General features: G+C 62.7%; 14 protein-coding genes. 4 read left to right on the top strand and 10 right to left on the bottom strand.

Going from position 1 to position 18,137, the window contains the following annotated elements:
* Window positions 1–434 precede the first annotated feature (434 nt).
* From AC0L2L_RS02705 to AC0L2L_RS02695, 3 genes are all read left to right on the top strand, one after another.
* On the top strand, window positions 435–2,342 hold the full coding sequence (locus tag AC0L2L_RS02705; RefSeq protein WP_473575986.1) for a propionyl-CoA synthetase: 1,908 nt from the start codon (window positions 435–437) through the stop codon (window positions 2,340–2,342).
* A gap of 112 nt (window positions 2,343–2,454) precedes the next feature.
* Entirely contained in the window at window positions 2,455–2,607 is a 153-nt protein-coding gene (locus AC0L2L_RS02700) for a hypothetical protein (protein WP_473575985.1), read from the top strand.
* A 182-nt stretch (window positions 2,608–2,789) separates the two neighbouring features.
* A complete protein-coding gene (locus AC0L2L_RS02695; RefSeq protein ID WP_473575984.1) occupies window positions 2,790–3,503 on the top strand; it encodes a metallophosphoesterase in 714 nt (237 codons plus the stop codon).
* Between the two features lie 136 nt (window positions 3,504–3,639).
* On the opposite strand, the gene AC0L2L_RS02690 is transcribed toward AC0L2L_RS02695, so the two are convergent.
* From AC0L2L_RS02690 to AC0L2L_RS02665, 6 genes are all read right to left on the bottom strand, one after another.
* Complete coding sequence (locus AC0L2L_RS02690; RefSeq protein ID WP_473575983.1) at window positions 3,640–6,021, bottom strand: polysaccharide biosynthesis tyrosine autokinase; 2,382 nt, start codon at window positions 6,019–6,021, stop codon at window positions 3,640–3,642.
* A 167-nt stretch (window positions 6,022–6,188) separates the two neighbouring features.
* Window positions 6,189–7,085 (bottom strand): UTP--glucose-1-phosphate uridylyltransferase GalU, encoded by an 897-nt coding sequence (gene galU, locus AC0L2L_RS02685; protein ID WP_473575982.1) that lies wholly within the window; start codon window positions 7,083–7,085, stop codon window positions 6,189–6,191.
* Between the two features lie 97 nt (window positions 7,086–7,182).
* Entirely contained in the window at window positions 7,183–8,160 is a 978-nt protein-coding gene (locus AC0L2L_RS02680; RefSeq protein WP_473575980.1) for a glycosyltransferase family 2 protein, read from the bottom strand.
* On the bottom strand, window positions 8,150–9,088 hold the full coding sequence (locus tag AC0L2L_RS02675; protein WP_473575979.1) for a glycosyltransferase family 2 protein: 939 nt from the start codon (window positions 9,086–9,088) through the stop codon (window positions 8,150–8,152). The genes AC0L2L_RS02680 and AC0L2L_RS02675 overlap by 11 nt, the downstream gene beginning before the upstream one ends.
* Window positions 9,088–10,077, bottom strand: a complete 990-nt coding sequence (locus AC0L2L_RS02670) for a glycosyltransferase family 2 protein (RefSeq protein WP_473576104.1) — start codon at window positions 10,075–10,077, stop codon at window positions 9,088–9,090. Before AC0L2L_RS02670 ends, AC0L2L_RS02675 begins: the two co-directional genes overlap by 1 nt.
* A gap of 26 nt (window positions 10,078–10,103) precedes the next feature.
* The gene (locus AC0L2L_RS02665; protein ID WP_473575978.1) at window positions 10,104–11,276 is read right to left on the bottom strand and encodes a glycosyltransferase family protein; all 1,173 of its coding nucleotides are present in this window, start codon (window positions 11,274–11,276) and stop codon (window positions 10,104–10,106) included.
* Between the two features lie 281 nt (window positions 11,277–11,557).
* On the opposite strand from AC0L2L_RS02665, the gene AC0L2L_RS02660 reads away from it, so the two are divergent.
* A complete protein-coding gene (locus AC0L2L_RS02660) occupies window positions 11,558–12,931 on the top strand; it encodes a polysaccharide pyruvyl transferase family protein (RefSeq protein ID WP_473575976.1) in 1,374 nt (457 codons plus the stop codon).
* Here the strand turns inward: AC0L2L_RS02660 and AC0L2L_RS02655 are convergent.
* The 4 genes from AC0L2L_RS02655 to AC0L2L_RS02640 form a co-directional block, all read right to left on the bottom strand.
* Window positions 12,833–14,299, bottom strand: coding sequence for a lipopolysaccharide biosynthesis protein (locus tag AC0L2L_RS02655; protein ID WP_473575975.1), 1,467 nt, complete (start codon window positions 14,297–14,299; stop codon window positions 12,833–12,835). The two genes, AC0L2L_RS02660 and AC0L2L_RS02655, sit on opposite strands and share 99 nt — an antisense overlap.
* Window positions 14,296–15,540, bottom strand: coding sequence for a glycosyltransferase (locus AC0L2L_RS02650; RefSeq protein ID WP_473575974.1), 1,245 nt, complete (start codon window positions 15,538–15,540; stop codon window positions 14,296–14,298). Before AC0L2L_RS02650 ends, AC0L2L_RS02655 begins: the two co-directional genes overlap by 4 nt.
* 204 nt (window positions 15,541–15,744) lie before the next feature.
* The gene (locus AC0L2L_RS02645) at window positions 15,745–16,824 is read right to left on the bottom strand and encodes a glycosyltransferase (RefSeq protein WP_473575973.1); all 1,080 of its coding nucleotides are present in this window, start codon (window positions 16,822–16,824) and stop codon (window positions 15,745–15,747) included.
* A gap of 52 nt (window positions 16,825–16,876) precedes the next feature.
* Complete coding sequence (locus AC0L2L_RS02640) at window positions 16,877–18,097, bottom strand: glycosyltransferase family 2 protein (protein ID WP_473575972.1); 1,221 nt, start codon at window positions 18,095–18,097, stop codon at window positions 16,877–16,879.
* Between the last annotated feature and the right edge of the window lie 40 nt (window positions 18,098–18,137).

The raw sequence follows: 18,137 nt of genomic DNA, 5'->3' as shown, positions 1-18,137 counted from the left end.
TGTATGCGTTACAATTGGGAACGGGCTCCGACGGCGTTCGAGCGCCACCGGAAGGCGCTTGCGGCGGCTATTCTGATCGCCGGCGGCGTCGGGCTGATGCTGGCGGCATTGCCGCTTTAAGCCGGCTTATATCGCGGACAGCGACAGCGACGCCTCTGCTTGAGGCGCCGAACGGAGACGTTTGCCGGCGACTAAAGCGCGTCCCGCTGAATTCAGGCGACGCACTTTAAGTTTTTGTTTTGATGCATGTCGCTGTCCCAGAACCGCTGCGCACTTTGGGCGACATCCATTGGAGCGTTCCACCGTTTCATAGAAACGGTGAACCGCTCTATCCCTTTGTTTTGACGCAATTCCGGACGGAAAACCGTTTCGCACTTTTCCTGGAATTGCTCTAGGCTATTCCCAGACGGCAGAATGTCCTGGGAGGAATGTCTATGGCCTCACGCTACCATGAAGTCTATGAGGGCTGGAAACGCGACCCCATAGGGTTCTGGGCCGAGGCGGCGAAGGCGATCGACTGGTATATGCCGGCCGAGAAGGTCTTCGACCCGACGCAAGGCGTCTATGGCCGCTGGTTCGTCGGCGCCTCCTGCAACACCTGCTACAATGCCCTCGACCGCCATGTGGCGGGCGGCCGCGCCGACCAGCCGGCGCTGATCCATGACAGCGCGATCACCGGCACGATCCGGAAATTCACCTATGCCGAACTGAAGCGCGAGGTCGTCGCGCTGGCCTCGGTGCTGAGGCATCGCGGCATCGGCAAGGGTGACCGCGTCATCATCTACATGCCGATGGTGGCGGAAGCGGCGATCGCCATGCTCGCCTGCGCGAGGCTAGGCGCCGTGCATTCGGTGGTGTTCGGCGGCTTCGCCTCGCACGAGCTCGCCACCCGCATCGACGACGCCAAGCCGAAGCTGATCATCACCGCTTCCTGCGGCCTGGAGCCAGGCCGCGTCGTCGCCTACAAGCCGTTGCTCGACAAGGCGATCGAGATGTCGAAGCACAAGCCCGACGCCTGCCTCATCCTGCAGCGCGAGCAGTTGCGCTGCGAGATGAAGGACAATTACGATTTCGACTATGCCGATGCAGTCGCCCGCGAGCGCGCCGCCGGCGCCAATGTCGACTGCGTGCCGGTGTTGGCCACAGACCCGCTCTACATCATCTACACCTCCGGCACGACCGGACAGCCGAAGGGCATCGTGCGCGACAATGGCGGCCACATGGTCGCGCTGAAATGGACGATGGACAACGAGTTCGGCGTCAAGCCGGGCGAAGTGTTCTGGGCGGCTTCCGATGTCGGCTGGGTGGTCGGTCATTCCTACATCGTCTACGGGCCGCTGCTGCATGGCTGCACCAGTGTGCTGTTCGAAGGCAAGCCGATCGGCACGCCGGACGCCGGCACCTACTGGCGGGTGATCTCGCAGCATGGCGTGGTGGCGCTGTTCACCGCGCCGACCGCCTTCCGCGCCATCAAGGGGCAGGATCCCAAGGGCGAGTTCGTGCCGAAATACGACCTGTCGAAGTTCCGTACCCTGTTCCTGGCCGGCGAACGCGCCGACCCCGAAACCATCAAATGGGCGGAGCAGAAGCTCGACCGGCCGGTCGTCGACCATTGGTGGCAGACCGAGACCGGCTCGCCGATGACGATCAACCCGGCGGGTCTCGGGCTGTTGCCGGTGAAATACGGCTCGCCCGGGGTGCCGATGCCGGGCTACGACATCCGCATCCTCGACGATGCCGGCCACGAAGTGTCGCGCGGCACGCTGGGCAATGTCGTGGTCAAGCTGCCGCTGCCCGCCGGTTGCCTGCCGACGCTGTGGAATGCCGATGCCCGTTTCCGCCAGGCCTACCTCGAAGAATTCCCCGGCTACTACAAGACGGCGGACGCCGGCATGATGGACGAGGACGGCTATCTCTATGTCATGGCCCGCACCGACGACATCATCAACGTCGCCGGCCACCGGCTCTCGACCGGGGCCATGGAAGAGGTGCTGGCGGCCCACCCCGATGTCGCCGAATGCGCGGTCATCGGCATTGCCGACGCCATGAAGGGCCAGGTGCCGCTCGGCTTCGTCGTGCTCAATGCCGGCGTGTCGCGCGATGCCGGCGCGATCGAAAGCGAGGTCGTGGGGCTGGTGCGCGAGCGGATCGGCCCGGTTGCCGCCTTCAAGACCGTGGTGACGATCAAGCGGCTGCCCAAGACCCGCTCCGGCAAGATCCTGCGCGGGACGATGCAGAAGATCGCCGACAAGGAGGAATGGACGATGCCGGCGACCATCGACGACCCGGCGATCCTCGACGAGATCACGACGGCGCTGAAGGGCCGCGGCATCGGAATATAGGCTGCGGCGGTCGCGCGCCACGAAACGAACTCCTCCCGCAGCGCAATCGTCTGTTGTGCAATGCAGCAATAGCTCCTAAACTCTGGCTGGGCGGCCATTGCGAAGGCACGGCATGGCTCAGCACAAGACGACATCCGGCGGTGTCGACATCCTGCGATTCCTGGCTACCGCCGCCATTGCGGTGAACTGGCTGGTGGCGGCAGAGCCACGCATCCGGCTGCTACTCGGTCACACGCTGCTCCTTAATCGGTTGAAAGCTACTTAGAGCGGTTCACCGTTTCGTGGAAACGGCGACCCGCTCATCTCGTTGTTTGGAACGCCGGTGTGGAATTGTTTGCATCCGGCATGATATCGAGGTGCAAATCAGTGCAAGTATCCGAGCCTCAATCCGTGAACCTGTTCCAACGATCGAGACGTCCCCGACCCGCGCCACGCGAGCGCCTTGTCATGGATATGCGCGACACGATCGTCTATGCGATCGGCGACGTGCATGGCTGCCATGACGAGCTGCGCGCTCTGGAACAGAAAATCCAGCTCGACGCGCAGCAATTCCGCGGCCGCAAGATCATCATCATGCTGGGCGACTATATCGACCGCGGCCCGCACTCGCGGCGCGTGATCGAACATCTGATGGCGCCACCGCCGAAAGGCTTCCTGCGCGTCTGCCTCGTGGGAAACCATGAGGTGGCGCTGCTCAGCTATCTGGACGGCTATCTCTCGCGCGAGCCCTGGCTCGGCTATGGCGGTCGCGAGACCTTGTTCTCCTACGGCGTCGACCCGGACCGGCTGGCAAGCCTCTATGGCTCGAGCGAGCAGACGGATGCGCGCATCCGCGAGGCCATTCCCGCCAGCCATGTCGACTTCCTGCGCACGCTGCCGGCGATGGTGTGCTCCGAGCAATTCGTCTTCGTGCATGCCGGCATCCGGGTCGGCGTCGCGCTCGAGGCGCAAGACGAGGGCGACCTCACCAACATCCGCGAGGAATTCTTCCAGGCAGCGCACCGTCTCGACCGGTGGGTGGTGCACGGCCACACGATCGTGGACGTTCCCACCCTCGACGGGCGCCGGCTCGACATCGATACCGGCGCCTTTCAAACGGGACGGCTGACCGCACTCAGGATCGTCGGCAAATACGGCCGGCTGCTATCTTCGGCAAATTAGAGCAATTCCAGGAAAAGTGTGAGCGGTTAAGTTCGGCGTCTTCGCCGTAACCTTCTGTCCGGAATTGCGTCAAAACAAAGAGATAGAGCGGTTCGCCGTTTCCGTGAAACGGTGAACCGCTCTAGCGGGCGCCGCGTCAAGCAGCTTGCTTGGAGCGCGACTCCGACTTGTCCAGATAATAGCTCGAGTAGCGGTCGAAGAACTTTTCCGAGCCGCCGAGCGAGCCGTATTTGGCCAGTTTCTTCAAGTCGACCTTGTTGAGCACCGCGCCGGTGATCTTGTTGGCGATATAGGGCTCCGATTCCAGCATCGAGCGCACCATGGCACGCGGCGTGCGGCCCCATTCGGTAACCAGAACGAAGCCGTCGACCAGCGGCGCGAAAGCCTTGGCGTCGACCACGGGGCCGAGCGGCGGCAGGTCGACGACGATGTATTCGAACGTCTCCTTGGCATTCTCGATGAAGCGCCGCATGCCGGCCGAACCCAGAAGCTCGCTGGTATGCGAGAACTGGCCGCGCAGCACGGCGGGAATGATCGCAAGCTTGGTCTGGCGGTCGACCTTGCCGACCGACTGCCAGGTCTGGCCGTTGACCACCGCTTCCATCAGGCCCTGTTCTGTCTCCATGCCGAGGCTGCGGCTGAGGCCGGGATTGCGCAGGTCGCCGTCGATGAGAAGCGTCTTGGCGCCGTTGGCTGCGAGCAAGCCGGCAAGGTTAGCGGCCACCGTAGACTTGCCTTCGCCAGGCAGCACCGAGATGACGCCGATGACCCGGCTGCCGCGGTCCTCCATCACCACGTCGAAGGCGATCTTGGCGTTGCGCAGCGTCTCGGCGAACATCGAGGCCGGAGCGTCGATGCTGACACGCATGCGCGCCCGTTTCTCGGCCGCGGAAAGGCTGGCCACCTTGCCGTCGGTCGGCAGGTCGTCGGGCTTGCTATCCCTGGCCTTGCCGCCGCCGATCGTCGGCAGATAGCCGAGGAACTTCAGGCCGACGCGGTCACGAATATCCTCGCCCGTCCTGAAGAAACGCTCGTTGAACTCGTTGAGGCCGCCAAAGCCGGCGCCGAGCATCAGGCCAAGCACCAGCGACAGCGCCAGCACGCGCAAAGTGCGGGGGCTGGAGGCCGCGAGCGGCATTGCCGCGTCGGAAATGATGCGGACCTTGCCGACCGGGAAGGACTGCTGCTGCGAGGCTTCCTCGTAGCGGCCGAGGAAGGTCTGGTAGAGCGTGGTGAGCGCCTGCGCCTGCTGGTCGAGCTCCTTCAGCTTCACCTGCGACTGGTTGTCGATCGAACTCTTGCCGGCAGCGGTGGAGATCTTGTCGCGGAGCGCCGTCTCGCGCGACTGCGCCACTTCGAAGTCGTTGCGGTAGCTTTCGGTGATCTGCTTCAGCTGCCCGAAGATCTGCGTCGACACATCGGCCTTCTCCCTGGCCAGCGCGACTGCCTGCGGGTGATCCTTGCCGAAATTCGTCTCGACGTCCTGCAGGCGCTTGGCAATGGCCAGATAGCGGGTCTTGAGCGCGATGATGACCGAGCTGCTCGGCTGGTCCGCGCCGATGGCCGAATCGTTGAAGGCGCTTTCGGAGCCGCTGTCGACGATCGCCTTGTATTGCTGATAGCGGGCGCCGGCGCGAGCCGTGTCGGCCTGCGCGACGATGAGCTGGGCGTTGAGGTCGGCGAGTTGCTTATCGCTCAGCAACTGGCCGTCGCTGTTGGCGGAAAGGCCATGCTCGGCCCTGAACTTCTCGACCGCCAGCGAAGCGGCCTGCGAGCTTTCGCGCAACTCGGTCAGCCGCCCCTGCAGCCACAGGGCCGCGCGCTCGGTGGCGTCGAAGCTGGCGTTGAGCTGGTCGGCGAGATAAGCATCCGCATAGGCTTTCGTGATGGCTGTGGCGAGTGCCGGGTCTGTCGCCTGGTAGCCGATGCTGATGACATTGCTGCGGCTGACGCGATCCGCCATCAGCCCAGTCTGCAGCATAAGAACCGCGTAATCGTGGGTTGCGGTCTTGATCATGGCTTCGCGCGTCGCGGCATCGACATTTTGGATGCCGGGGAGTTGATCGGTCGCATTGCCGCGGAAATAGCCGACGACGCCGCGCACGAACCCGATACCCTTGGCCAAAGCCGATTGCGGCGGGTTCATGAAATCCTGGTTCTGGTCGAGCTTCAACTTGTCGACCACCTCCGACGCCAGCCGAGCCGAGTTGAGAATCTCGATCTGGCTGAGGATCGTCGCATCGGTCTGCTGCGTAGCGCTGGCCGCCGAGATGTCGTCCATGACCTTGTTCATGCCCTCGTCGATCAAGACGCTCGCCATGGACATATATTGCTTGGGTGTCGTCTGCAGATAGACCACGCCCAGGAACAGGCCGATGATGGCGCAGACCGCCACCACCTTGGCCTGCCGGGCGGCCATGCCAAGCAGACGTTCGACATCGATGAAGTCTTCACCCTTTTCCTGATCGGAGCCGGGCAGCGGCATCCTCTTGTCGAGAGGGAAGTTGGCATAGTTCATCTTCGGTCCAATTCCAGGTTGCAGGCGCTATCGGCCTTGGTAGATCGGCGTCGTGACCAGAAAAGACCGCGCAACGTCGTTGCCAGGATGCGCCGGGCCTGAAGGCCCGGGCGCTGGTGTGGCTGTCGCGCCATCGCAAGTTCGCATATGCACCCGAAACATGGGCATTATGCGGCTACTTCCCGGCGCTCATGCGACCGGACAAATTGCTGCAGCATCTCGAAGACAGGTCCTTTCATGTCGTCGCGCGCCAGAGCAAAGGCGATGGTGGCCTCGATGAAGCCTTCCTTGGAACCGCAGTCGAACATGCGGCCATCGAAAGGCTGGGCGTAGAAGGACTGGCTCTGAGCCAGGCGCACCATGGCGTCGGTGAGCTGGATTTCGTTGCCGGCGCCGCGCTGCTGGTTGCCGAGCAGGGCAAATATTTCCGGCTGCAGGACGTAGCGGCCGTTGATGTAGAAATTCGACGGCGCATTGGCGGGCGCGGGCTTTTCGACCATGGCCGTGACCTTGAAGCCGGAGCCGACCTCGTCGCCGCGGCCGACAATGCCGTATTTGCCGGTTTCGGACGGGTCGCAGCGCTCGACCGCGATGACATTGCCGCCGGTCCGCTGATAAAGGTCGACCGTCTCGGCAAGACAGCCGCGCGCGCCGAAAGACACCATGTCGGGAAGCAGCAGCGCGAAGGGCTCGTTGCCGATCACGTCGCGGGCGCACCATACGGCGTGGCCGAGGCCCTGCGGCGACTGCTGGCGGATGAAGCTGGTGGCGCCGGCCTCCGGCAGCAGGCTCTCCAGCGACTGCAGCTGCGCCTTCTTGCCGGTCTGCTCCAGCGTGCCGATCAGTTCAGGATGCAGGTCGAAATAGTCCTCGATGACCGCCTTGTTGCGGCCGGTGACGAAGACGATGTGCTCGATCCCGGCCTCGAACGCCTCGTCGACGGCATATTGCACGACGGGCTTGTCGACGACGGGCAGCATTTCCTTGGGCATCGACTTGGTTGCCGGCAGGAATCGCGTTCCGAGCCCCGCCACCGGGATGACTGCCTTCCTGACTTTCTGCATATGCTATTCCTTCTGACAGAAAAGATTTCTACTTACCGCTGGCTAATTCATTGTTGGAGCATGATCTTTTCCGAAAACCGCTTCGCACTTTTCGGGATCATGCTCTAGACAATGCCCGCTGCTTCGTCTCCCCGCCCCGACGGCAAACCTGTGCCGCAACCCTTCTGAGCCGGACCGCGATAGGCATACTCATATGCCCGAGCGCGGCCGGATCCCTGAGCGCCGCGCCTATCGCCTTGAGCGGCGCGCGCGCCTTGATGTGCTGAACCAGAGACAGGAACGACGCCGCCTTGCGCAGGCTGCGGCCGCGCTTGGCGAAGGCCGCCTGGGCGCTGCTGTCCATCGGATATACCGCCGCGAAGGCGGCGTCGGCGCGCGTCATCGCCTCGACGTGATGCAATTCGAGCACCCGCGAGATCGAGCCGGTGCGGATGTGATAGACATAGCCGACGGTCGGCTCGACCACGCAACGGCCGCCGCTGGCCAGCGCGCTTGCCAGCAGAATGTAGTCCTCGCCGATGCGCAGCTTTTCGTCGTAGCGCAACCTGTTGTCGTCGAGGAAGCGGCGCTGGAAGATCGGCTTGAGATAGCCGAGATTAAAGCGCGATTCGAAGACCAGATTACCGGCGATGTAGTCGGCCAGCGAGATTTCGCGCAAGCCTTCGAGATAGCCGGCCGGGAACATCGTGTCGTCGGGCGTGTCGTCCTCGCGCACGACCTGCACATTGTCGACCGCAATTTGGGCATCCGCCGCTTCGGCGCGCGAGATCATCATGGCCAGGCGGTCGGGAAGGACCGCATCATCGGAATCGAGCACCGCCACCCAGCGACCCCTGGCAAGGTCGAGGCCGGCATTTCGGGCGCCGCCCGGGCCGCGGTTGGCGGGCAGCGCCACCACCTTGACGATATCTTGCGGATAAGCGCGCGCTACATCCAGCGTGCCGTCGCGCGACTGGTCGTCGACGACGATGACCTCGACGGTCACGCCAAGCTGCGCGATCGCGCCGGCGATGGCGCGGTCGAGGGTCGCCTCTGCGTTATAGGCGGCGATTACGAAGCTGACGTCAGGCTGCACGCTTGTTCCCTTGCTCTGGCGAAGTGAGGCCGTACTGGCGGATTTCACGGACGCCGACCAAACCGCTGATGACGCCAACGTGCATAATGCCGCGAAGCACGCTGCGGTTCCGTCGCACCGGGCTGATTGCGGTCAAAATGGCCATGCCGAAGCAATAGGCGGCCTTGACCGAAGCGAGGCCAACCTGGCCGGCCCGGCGCACGCCGCCGGTACCCCGCCCGATCAGGTGCCCGTGTGTCTGGCCGAAGCGGAAGCGGCGGCGGCGCAACCAGTCGAACGCCGCCCTGGCGCGCGGCACGACCTCGTCGACGAAGGCTCGCGGTGCAAAGGCGATGCGGCCGCCGGCCTTGACCATGGCGTCGAAGAACTCGGTATCTTCGCCGCCGGTCTGGCCGCGCGCCAGGCTGAAGCGCCGGCCGCGCAGGCTCGCATCGGTCATTTTGAGCAGGACGTTGCAGGTATAGCCGGTTCGGATTTCGCCACGCACCCAGACCGGCAAGGTCGAATGAAAATCGCCCTTTTGCATCCAGTCCGGCGCATCCTGGCGATAATGCGCCCGCACCGGACCGAGCACCGCTGCTGCGCCCGTGGTGTCGGCCGTCGCCATCAACTCGACCAGCCAGCCGGGCGACGCCGTCTCGTCGTCGTCGATGAAGGCGACGAAGTCCGAAACGCTGGCGTCGAGGCAGGCGTTGCGGGCGATCGAGATGTTGCGCGCCGGCGCGTGGCGATAGCGGACCGGCAATTTCAGCTCCCCGGCCAGCGCCTTGACCAGCTTCTGCGCGCTGGGCTCGTCGTCATTGTCGGCGATGACGATGCCAATCTCTGCTCCCGCGGGCTTCTCCAGCGCCGCGACGGAGCGCAGCGTGTCGGCCAGCTCCGGCCGGCGGAAGGTGCAGATGCAGATGTCGATCGAGCGGCCGGCCATCACGCCACCTTGCGCTGCGAACGAGGCGTCAACAGCTGCTGCCAGAAGCCGACGGACCAGCCGAAATGCATGACCATCGCCGAGACGCCGGCCAGCGCTATGCTCACATTGCGCTGGCGTATCGCCGTCACGAGGCCGTAGCCGAGGCACACGGCAGTCCACAGCAGGAAAGGCACCGCCGCCAGCCAGTGGACGAAGGAGAACAGGGCCAACAGCACCACGGGCGCGACCAAAAGCGGGATCATCTGCCGCAGCTTCGGCACCATCCGGTGCTTCAGAACGTTTCGGGCGCGGCCGCGGCCATAGCCGAGATACTGGAAATAGAGGCTCTTCAGCGTCGAGCGCGGATAGTAGACCATCTGCGTCCTGCCGCTCATCCAGATGCGGTAGCCGGCGCGGCGCAGGCGGTAGTCGAGCTCGGCATCCTCGTTGTGGCTGAAACTCTCGTCATAGCCGCCGACATCCTTGAAGGCGGCGATGCGCATCAGCGCGTGGTGGCCGTGGTCGACCCATTCGCCCTCGGACATGTGCCGGTGCTTCGAGCCGCCGGTGCCGAGCTTGGAGTTCTGCGCCGCCGCGACCGCCTTCTGCACGGCGCCGGTGCCGGCGGTCAGCATCGAAACCACGACCGAATCGGCGCCGGTGGCAAGGACCTCCTCGACCAGCCGGTCGCAATAATCGTCCGGATAGCCGCCATGCGCGTCGATGCGGATGAGGTAGCCGGCGTCGTCGCCGAGGGCCGCTACCGCGAGATTGATGGCAGCGCTCTGGATGCGCTTCGGATTGGCGAGCAGGATGACGCGGGGATCCTTCGCGACGATGTTTTCGACGATGCCTTGCGTGCCGTCGGTGCTGCCGCCGTCGGCGACGACGATGCGGCCGCCAAGCCTTGCCGCCGCAGGCCGCAATTGGTCGAGCAGGCCACCGATATGGGCCGCCTCGTTAAGGCAGGGGATGACGATGAGGATCGATGCGGCGGCCTCGGTCATCGGTTTTTGTATGTCGTGCTGCGCCATCACGCCGCCGCCTCCGCCGCAAAAGCTGCAGGCACGGCGGCAAGGCCGCGCAGCCTGTCGACGAAGGCCGCGCAGTCGCTGCGGTCGTAGCTCCAGGTCCGCGGGTTGCGCGCCAATACGCGCGACTTCAGACCGCGATATCCGTCCTGGTCCATCCGGCCAAGCATCGCCTCGACGCCTTCGGGCGTCGCTTCGGACAGGAGCACGCCGATGTCCTGCTGCTTCAGGAAACGGCCGGTTTCGGTGTCCGCCATCGAGATCGGCACGGCGCCGAAGCGGCAGCCCTCATAGAGCCGGTTGGGGAGCAACCATTCGGAATTCTGGCCGGCCTCGAAGAAATCGATCGCCCAGGAGAAATGCACTTGCCCGTAGATGGCCGCCATGTCCTCCGGATTTCGGTAAGGCCCGCCGAACGAAAGCCAGGGCTCGGCCTCGACGAAACCATGAAAATCCGGAAATTCGGAGAGCGCCGGGCGGCCTCTGAGCACGACCTCGAAACGCCCCGCCTGCCGACGAGTGAAATCGGCCAGCAACTCCAGCGAGCGGCGGCAGCGCAGCGCGCCGAACCAGCCGATGCGCCAGGGCGGCGGCGCGGGGCTGTCGTCCTCGAAAGAATGCGTGGCGATAACGGATGCTGCCTCGAAATATTTGTTCTCGATCAGCTCGACGGGTGCGGCGATCTGCCCGAACGGCTCGAAATAATTGGCGATGAAGGCAGGCGAACTCGTCACCAGGAGCTTCACGTCGCGGGCGAGGCGACGCTCGGCGCCACGCAGCGTCCTGCCGACAAGGTCGTCGCGCAGCACCAGGCGATGGATATCGAGGCATTCATAGACGATCGGCACGTTCGCGCCGAGCGCGCCATTGGCGCGGCGCGCCAACGCCAGCATCTCGAGGTTGCGCGCGATGATGAGATCGGGCCTGGGCACGGCGCCCAGTTTTGCACCGATCGACACGGCCGCCTTGGCGACCGCGCCGAGGCGCTGCGCGAATCGGCCGTCGCGCGTCGCGCCAAGGTCGACAGGCTCAATACCCTCGATCTCGGCGACCGGACTGGTGGTGCGGCGGAAGCCCGCCAAGGTGACCCTGGCGCCGCCTGCCTTGAGCATCTGGACCCGCCGGCGCACCGCCGGATCGGATACGTCATGCACAAGGTACAAGACATGCAGCATGAAACTCGCCCGCTGTTGGGCCCACCCATCGGGGATGCTAGTACAGCTTTTGCTGCATCGCAACAATTTTGGTGCGGCGTAGCAAATGCCCGCACATTTTTTGTTGCACTGCAAAAATGATCCGCTACTTTCGGCGTGCCTGGCATTGATCTGGATTCCTCATCGGCTTCCAGTCTGGCGCAACCTGCCAAAAACGTGATGCGGATCGCGTGGCAGCATCTCGGCAAAGTGCCGTCTTAACCGCCGCTGGCCTGGCCACGGACGCGAAACGAGGTTAGCCCATGAAAGTCGTGGTCGAAAACACAGTGTGTCTGAACACTGGCGATGCCGCGATCCTTTTGGCTATACGCCATATTCTCAAATCGATCGCCGGCGACGATGTGCAGTTCTTCGTTTTCGACAGTCAGCCCGAAGTCGCGGCCCGGCTCTACCCGAAGAAGGATTACCCCGATCTCGAATTTCACAAGCTGCTGTCGGAATCCCTGTTCAGGTACGATCATGGCGGCGGGATAAAGGGCCGGCTCAAGTCGATCTACAATTGGGCGGTCTTCCGCGCCTTGCGGCGCTTCGCCCAAAACGGTGCCGCCAGCAGCTTTTTTTTCAGCCAGAGCGACCGCCTCGGCCTTGATGCCTACGCTAGCGCCGACCTTGTTGTGACGACAGGCGGGACCTACCTTGTCGAAAACTACGATCTTGAAAAGCGCCTCAATCAATTCCGCGTCGATGCTATCCTGGGCAAGGATCCCATCTTCTTCACGCAATCACTCGGCCCATTCAAGAAAAGTTACAATCGCCAGGAGCTCGGCCCGATCTTTGATCGGAGTCCGCTCATCCTGCTGCGCGACGAGCGATCCAGAAATCACATGCTGGATCTGGTGAAAGACCCGGGCAAATGCCATGTGGTCGCCGATGCCGTCTTTGCCCTGGCCGATACCGACAGGATCAAAAAACATCTCGACAGCGCACCGACGCCGACTGGCCGCGTCGCGATCTCCGTCCGCCACTGGAGCTTTGTCAGCGACGGTGAAGACGGCATGCGCCGCTATCTCGATTCGATCCGCGAGATTGCCACCATTCTTGTCAGGGACCACGCCAAAGAGGTGACCTTCGTTTCAACCTGCCAAGGCGTGCCGGAATATGCCCATGACGACGCCAAAACAGCGCGGGCGGTCGTGGCCGAACTCGATCCGGAGATCACCAAGCATGTCAGTGTCGACGCCTCGTTTCATACGCCCGACCAACTGATGGCGCTGGTAAAGGGTTGCGACTTCGTCGTCGCTACCCGCATGCATATGATGATCATGTCGCTTTGCGTTGGCACGCCGGTCCTGCCGATCGCCTATGAATTCAAAACCAAAGAAGTCGCCAATCACATCGGCGTCGCCGACCTCCTACTCGACATCGATACCGTGACGCCATCGGAAGCGGCCGAAAAGCTCGGCAGATTCGCCGACAACCTCGACCTCTATCGCCGAGCAAGCCTTCAGGCTGTGCTGGAACAGCATGCTTCGGCAATGTCGGCGGCCAAGCCGTTGTCGCCCTTGATAGCCAACCGCTCACCGAATGTTGCGCGCCACGTTGGCAAGCATGGCGAACAAAGCCTTGCGCGACTGCGGAACAGCAAGCATCAGGGCCACGGCGAAACCGTAGTTTAGGGCAAGCGCCACAACGACCGCGAGCAGGTCCGACTGGCTGGTCAGCGACGTCGGCAGTGACCGGTACGAGAACCAGGCGAGCAGGGACGAGAAGAGGAAAAGCCCCTGTATGGCCAGGAAATCACCGGCCGTGACCGGACCGACACGTTGGATCAAGGCAGCAAGCACCGGGATGCGTAGCACGTAACCGCTGATGGCATAGGCAGCCGCAACGCCGATGGCCCCCCAATGCAGGCCGACGATGAAGGAGACGACGGTCGTCAACGACGAATAGATGCCCCAATGGAACATCGTCTTCGTCTTGCCCTGACAGATGAATATCCAGCCCGTGGTGCTCGACACGGACTGCATCAGGCCGGCGATCCCCAGCCAGGCGAAAATCGGCGCCACCGCCATCCAGCGCTCGCCGAAGAGAAGCCTGACCACTGGCTCCGACGTCAGTGTCAACGTCGCAATGCCGGGCATGGTCACCACGGCCAGCAGCCAATTCGTCCTTACATAGATATCTCGAAATCGCTGCTTGTCCTCATGGATGCGGCTGAGCAGCGGCACCATGATACGGGTCAGCGGTTGGGTGATGTTCTGCAGTGGAAAGAGCAGAAGCTTGTAGGCGCGATCATAGTAGCCAAGCTCGACGGCGCCGGAATATTTTCCGATGAGAATGTTGTCGAGGTTGCGGGCGAGAAAATTGACAAGATTGAAGCCAGTAAGGTTCGCGCCGAACCTGAATATATCGGCGTCGATCTTCAGATTCGGCCGCGATGGCGTCCAGCGCGTCACCAGCCAGCCAGCAACCAGCGCGACGACAGCTGAAACGGCCGGGCCCAGAACCAGGGACCAATAGCCAAACCCTAGATAGGCCGCGGTTGCGGTGGCGAGCAGGCCGGCGGCCGCGGTGATCGTGTCGTTCAGCGCGAGCTGGCCGAATTGGAGATGGCGGTTCATCAAAGCAAGCGGCACGGCGGCCAGACTGCCAAAAAGCAGCGGCACGGCGGAAGCAAGTGTTATTCCCCACATTCGCTGATCGCCGTAAAAAGCGGCGATGGCGGGGGCCAGGCAAGCCACGACCACCGCGGCGCACAGGCCGACAACCGCGCTCAGCCAAAAGACCTGGTTGAGTTGCTGTTGACCGATCTCCTTGCGCTGGATGACCGCCTGCTGGAGACCGAGATCCTGAAGCAAGCCGACGAAGGCTACGATCGGCCCTACGGAGGCAACCAAGCCGAAGTCCTCCGGGACAAGCAGCCGGGCAAGAATGATGACCGAAAGGAATTGGATCACCATCTTGAAGCCTTGCGAGCCAGCCGTCACCAGCCCGCCGTGCAAAGCAACGCGTCCAAATTGCGGGGGCGGCGGATTGGCGTTCATGTGATGGATCCGGTTTCCCCTAGCCTCGCAACGATCTGCGCAAAGCGTTCATTCAAGACAGGCGAATTGAAATCCGCCTCGACCTTCCCTCGTGCGGCAAGCGCTATCGGCTCGCACAGGCCTGGGTTCTCGGCGATCCAAGTAAGTTTGCCAGCAAGCGCCACGATGTCCCGTTCGGGCACGAGGAAGCCTGTCTTGTGATCCTCGATCAGTTCCGGAATCCCTGAATGATAGGTACTGACAGCGATCAGGCCGCCGGCCATCGCCTCCATGAGCGCAACCGGTATTCCCTCCAGATCACCGTCTCGCCCGGCGACACTTGGCAGGAGGAAGACATGGGCGTCACGCAGGCGCTGCTTGACCTCGCTATGCGGACGCGGTCCGAGGAAAGTCACTCTCTCGGCGATGCCGAGATCGGTCGCTATCAGCTTCAAATCCTCAAGCAATTCTCCGCCGCCGATCACCGAATAGACCCAATCGCGGTGCGGCAGGCGAGCGAGGGCACGAAGCGCGTACTCAATCCCCTTTTTCTCAGTCAGGCGGCAGACCGAGATGAAAGACAGCGTACCCTTCTGCCAGGAGCGCCAGTGATAATCGATCTCGCCAGGACGGATGCCCATATGGTGAACCAGGACTTGCGCCGGCGCGGCACCGGCATCGATCAGGGCCTCGCGGAAGAACGCATTCACAGGGAGTTGGAGGGCCCCTTTTTCGAAAACAGGCCTGTAGTTGCCGAGCGTGTTGTCATGCATCGGCCTGCCGACATCGACGCCATGGAATATGGTCACCAGAGGGGCGGTGATCCTGCGCCGCTTCATGACGCGAGCGACGCGCAGGCCATTGTGACCAAAATGCGCTACGATCACGTCGACGTTTCGCAGCTTATGCGCGCTGGCCAGGTCGATGAAGGTCGAAAGTTTGTCCCAAAACCTGCCAGACCATTTCTTGAGCAGCGAGCGGTAGCGATCCAGACCGCCCCACCAAGAAACGACCGCCCCGGGCAGTGTCCGCCAGCGTGCATCGTCTACATTGCTGTCCCTGCCAAAGGCCATCTCGTTGCAGACGACGCTGACTTCCATCCCGCTTTCAAGGCATCCGGCTATCTGATCGAGCACGAATGTCTCGGACAAGGTGGGGAATTTATCGACTACGAAACAAATCCTCATCGGCGCGATGTGCTCGCCCAAAACCTGGTCAGGTGGCTCCTTCCAAACCATTTCGCCTGGCGGTGTCGAGAACATCCGCCAATGCTCCGAGCCGCCAATCGGGCTTCAGCCGCGGCAAGAACCGGCGTGCTGTCCATCAGGCTGGAAATGTCACTGGCGAGGCCCAAGACCTGCGGCATGAACTTTGTCTCCTGTAGGCACAAGCTAGTACAGGCATTGCTGCATCGCAACATTTTGGTGCACTGCAGCAACCCAGATCCATCTCTTCGTTTTGCGCAGCTAAGCGGCGCGGCGCGCGCCCTGCCGGGCCGCTCTTTCGAGCAGATCGAGGAACACCACCAACTGCCGCGCAGGATCGAGCTCCGGGCGTTTGGAAAAGGCGAGAGCCGAAGCCGAAAGCCGTTCGTATTCCTGATGATCGTTCCACAGGCGCCTTACCGTCAAAACCCAGTCGGCGAGCGGCGCGTCGTAATCGAGCACCACGCCGCCGGGACCGATGGCTTCGGGCAGGCCGCCGCGCCTCGAACCTACGACAGGGATGCCGCTGCAATGCGCCTCGGATGCCACCCGGCCCCAGGCTTCCTCCCATTTGCTGGGGGCAAGCAGGATCCTGGTGCGGCCATAGACCGTCTTCATGTCGTCGGTGCGGTTTTCCAGCGTGACGTTGGAGAACGGCGCGATGGTCTTCTCGATGCGGGCGCGATGATCGTCGTCCAGCTTCCAGCTTTCCACGAACAGGAACGGTACCTCCGGGCAGGCGGCCACAATCTTGACCGCGAGATCAAACCCCTTCTCCTCATAGGGGTTGATCATGGTGACGAATTCGCCGGTTGTGTGCGTGCAGTAGAGAGCGTCGTTGATGGTCGGCGGAAGAACAATGGAATCGATGCCGAATTTTTCCTTGTAGGTGCGCGCCGTGAACTCCGAATTGGCGATGTAGAGCGCCGAATGCAGCTCGCGCGGATCGCCGGCGAGCTCATGGAATTCGACGTTGTGAAGATAGACGACCAGCGGCACCCCTTCGGCGAGAAGCGCCTTTCCAAGCAGGACCGACTTATGACACTGCACGACGGCGACATCGGGTTTGGTTTTCGTGACGGCGAAGCCGGCGGCCTCCCAGGGGAACCAGGCGCGCAAGACCGGGTAGCCGGGAAAATTGTCGACAACCGCTGGCTGCCGCAACAGCTTCATCTTGGCGCGGGCCTTTAAACCGAACATTCCGTCGCCGAACAACGAGGCGAGCACCGACGCCTGGTGGCCATGCTCGATCAGCTGTTCGACCAGATGGTGGGTGTTGGATTGCACGCCGCCGGTGAACTCGGGAATATATCCGTTGCCGCTTGCAAAAAGCACTTTCATCGTTCGGCTCCTAATTCAGTCCGGCCGGCGAGCATCCGCAACCCAAGGATCATCAGCTTGCGCTGCGCGCCAATGGAAGCTTCGACGTCATTGCCTGGCACAACCGGCCGACCGAGGCGGAAAGCGACAGCGTCGAGTACTCCCGCAACAACTTCGATGCCGGGATCACCTTTCCGGCCTTCAGGTCCCTGGCCAGATAATGCGGGAACGAATGCATATATTCCCTGACGATATCGGCCTTCAGGGCTCCCGACTTCCATCCCTTCACCGCCGAGACGAATTCATCGGCGGGGGCGGACGCCAAACCCGTGTCGTAGGCTTCGAACGTACGCCGCACGATGGCGCGTTCCTTGTCGCTGAGCGAGGTCTTTCCGGCTCGTTCGGCAAGCAGGGCGTAGCGGCGGATGTCTTCGGCCGCGTGATGCCATAGCCCCTTCCTGGCCATGATGCTCGAACGCTGCAGCAGCGCCTGCATCTCGAGATCGGCCGTCTTCGGCAAGGCCTGCTCCGAGCGATCGAGATACTCATGCAGATCGACCGACTTGTAGATCTCTTCCATGATCGCCCGGTCGTATGAGCTCCAGGCCTTTAGCCGGTTGGCATAGGAAATGACCACCTTGGTGCTGCCGCGGACCATGTCGTGCTGGCGCTGGAAGAACATCAGGCCGTCGACCCTTACGCCCTTGAACCGGCGCGCGAGTCTCAGCATCATCTCGTAGTCCTGCGACCGGACCAGCGTTTCGTTGAAGCCTCCGACGTCGTCGTAGCATTGACGGCGCACTAGGAGACCAGGCTGATGGACGTGGCAATATTCGAGGTGAGACGGGAAAAAGTTGTCCTGGTTGACGTGGCCGAAGGCGACGGTCTCGTAATTCTGCTCTTCGATCTGGGCTGACTGCTGGAAACGCGCATATTCGCCGAATGCGAAATCGGCGGTCGGCTCCCGCTCGAAGGCAGCGAGAAACCGTTCAAGCGCCGTCGGGTGCGCAACATCGTCGTCGTCGAATATCCAGACGAAATCGCCCTTGCAGCGCTTCAGGGCGAAATTCAGCGCCGTCGACTTGCCGCCATTCTCCTTGCGGTAATACTCCACCGGCGCTGGGAAAGATGCCGCCACCGCGCTGGTGTTGTCCGTCGAGCCATCGTCCACGATCAGAATCTGATCCGGCACCACAGTCTGCCGCAGCAGGCTGCCGACGGATTCAGGCAGGAACTTCTCGCGGTTGAAGGTAGGGACGATAACGGTGACCGTCGGTTTCCGCTGGGCAGCCATTGGTGACCTCATGCTAGTGCCGATGCGCCGTTCGCCGCGG

Source organism: Mesorhizobium sp. WSM4832 (genome assembly GCF_055811115.1).
Note: the sequence above shows the minus strand (reverse complement) of the source record. Positions and strands in the feature narration are given on the sequence as shown.

Excerpts from the sequence above, each read along its gene's own strand:
- AC0L2L_RS02705 (WP_473575986.1), top strand. The coding sequence starts at position 435 with ATGGCCTCACGCTACCATGAAGTCTATGAGGGCTGGAAACGCGACCCC.
- AC0L2L_RS02700 (WP_473575985.1), top strand. The coding sequence starts at position 2,455 with ATGGCTCAGCACAAGACGACATCCGGCGGTGTCGACATCCTGCGATTC.
- AC0L2L_RS02695 (WP_473575984.1), top strand. The coding sequence starts at position 2,790 with ATGGATATGCGCGACACGATCGTCTATGCGATCGGCGACGTGCATGGC.
- AC0L2L_RS02690 (WP_473575983.1), bottom strand. The coding sequence starts at position 6,021 with ATGAACTATGCCAACTTCCCTCTCGACAAGAGGATGCCGCTGCCCGGC.
- galU (WP_473575982.1), bottom strand. The coding sequence starts at position 7,085 with ATGCAGAAAGTCAGGAAGGCAGTCATCCCGGTGGCGGGGCTCGGAACG.
- AC0L2L_RS02675 (WP_473575979.1), bottom strand. The coding sequence starts at position 9,088 with ATGGCCGGCCGCTCGATCGACATCTGCATCTGCACCTTCCGCCGGCCG.
- AC0L2L_RS02670 (WP_473576104.1), bottom strand. The coding sequence starts at position 10,077 with ATGACCGAGGCCGCCGCATCGATCCTCATCGTCATCCCCTGCCTTAAC.
- AC0L2L_RS02665 (WP_473575978.1), bottom strand. The coding sequence starts at position 11,276 with ATGCTGCATGTCTTGTACCTTGTGCATGACGTATCCGATCCGGCGGTG.
- AC0L2L_RS02660 (WP_473575976.1), top strand. The coding sequence starts at position 11,558 with ATGAAAGTCGTGGTCGAAAACACAGTGTGTCTGAACACTGGCGATGCC.
- AC0L2L_RS02655 (WP_473575975.1), bottom strand. The coding sequence starts at position 14,299 with ATGAACGCCAATCCGCCGCCCCCGCAATTTGGACGCGTTGCTTTGCAC.
- AC0L2L_RS02650 (WP_473575974.1), bottom strand. The coding sequence starts at position 15,540 with ATGTTCTCGACACCGCCAGGCGAAATGGTTTGGAAGGAGCCACCTGAC.
- AC0L2L_RS02645 (WP_473575973.1), bottom strand. The coding sequence starts at position 16,824 with ATGAAAGTGCTTTTTGCAAGCGGCAACGGATATATTCCCGAGTTCACC.
- AC0L2L_RS02640 (WP_473575972.1), bottom strand. The coding sequence starts at position 18,097 with ATGGCTGCCCAGCGGAAACCGACGGTCACCGTTATCGTCCCTACCTTC.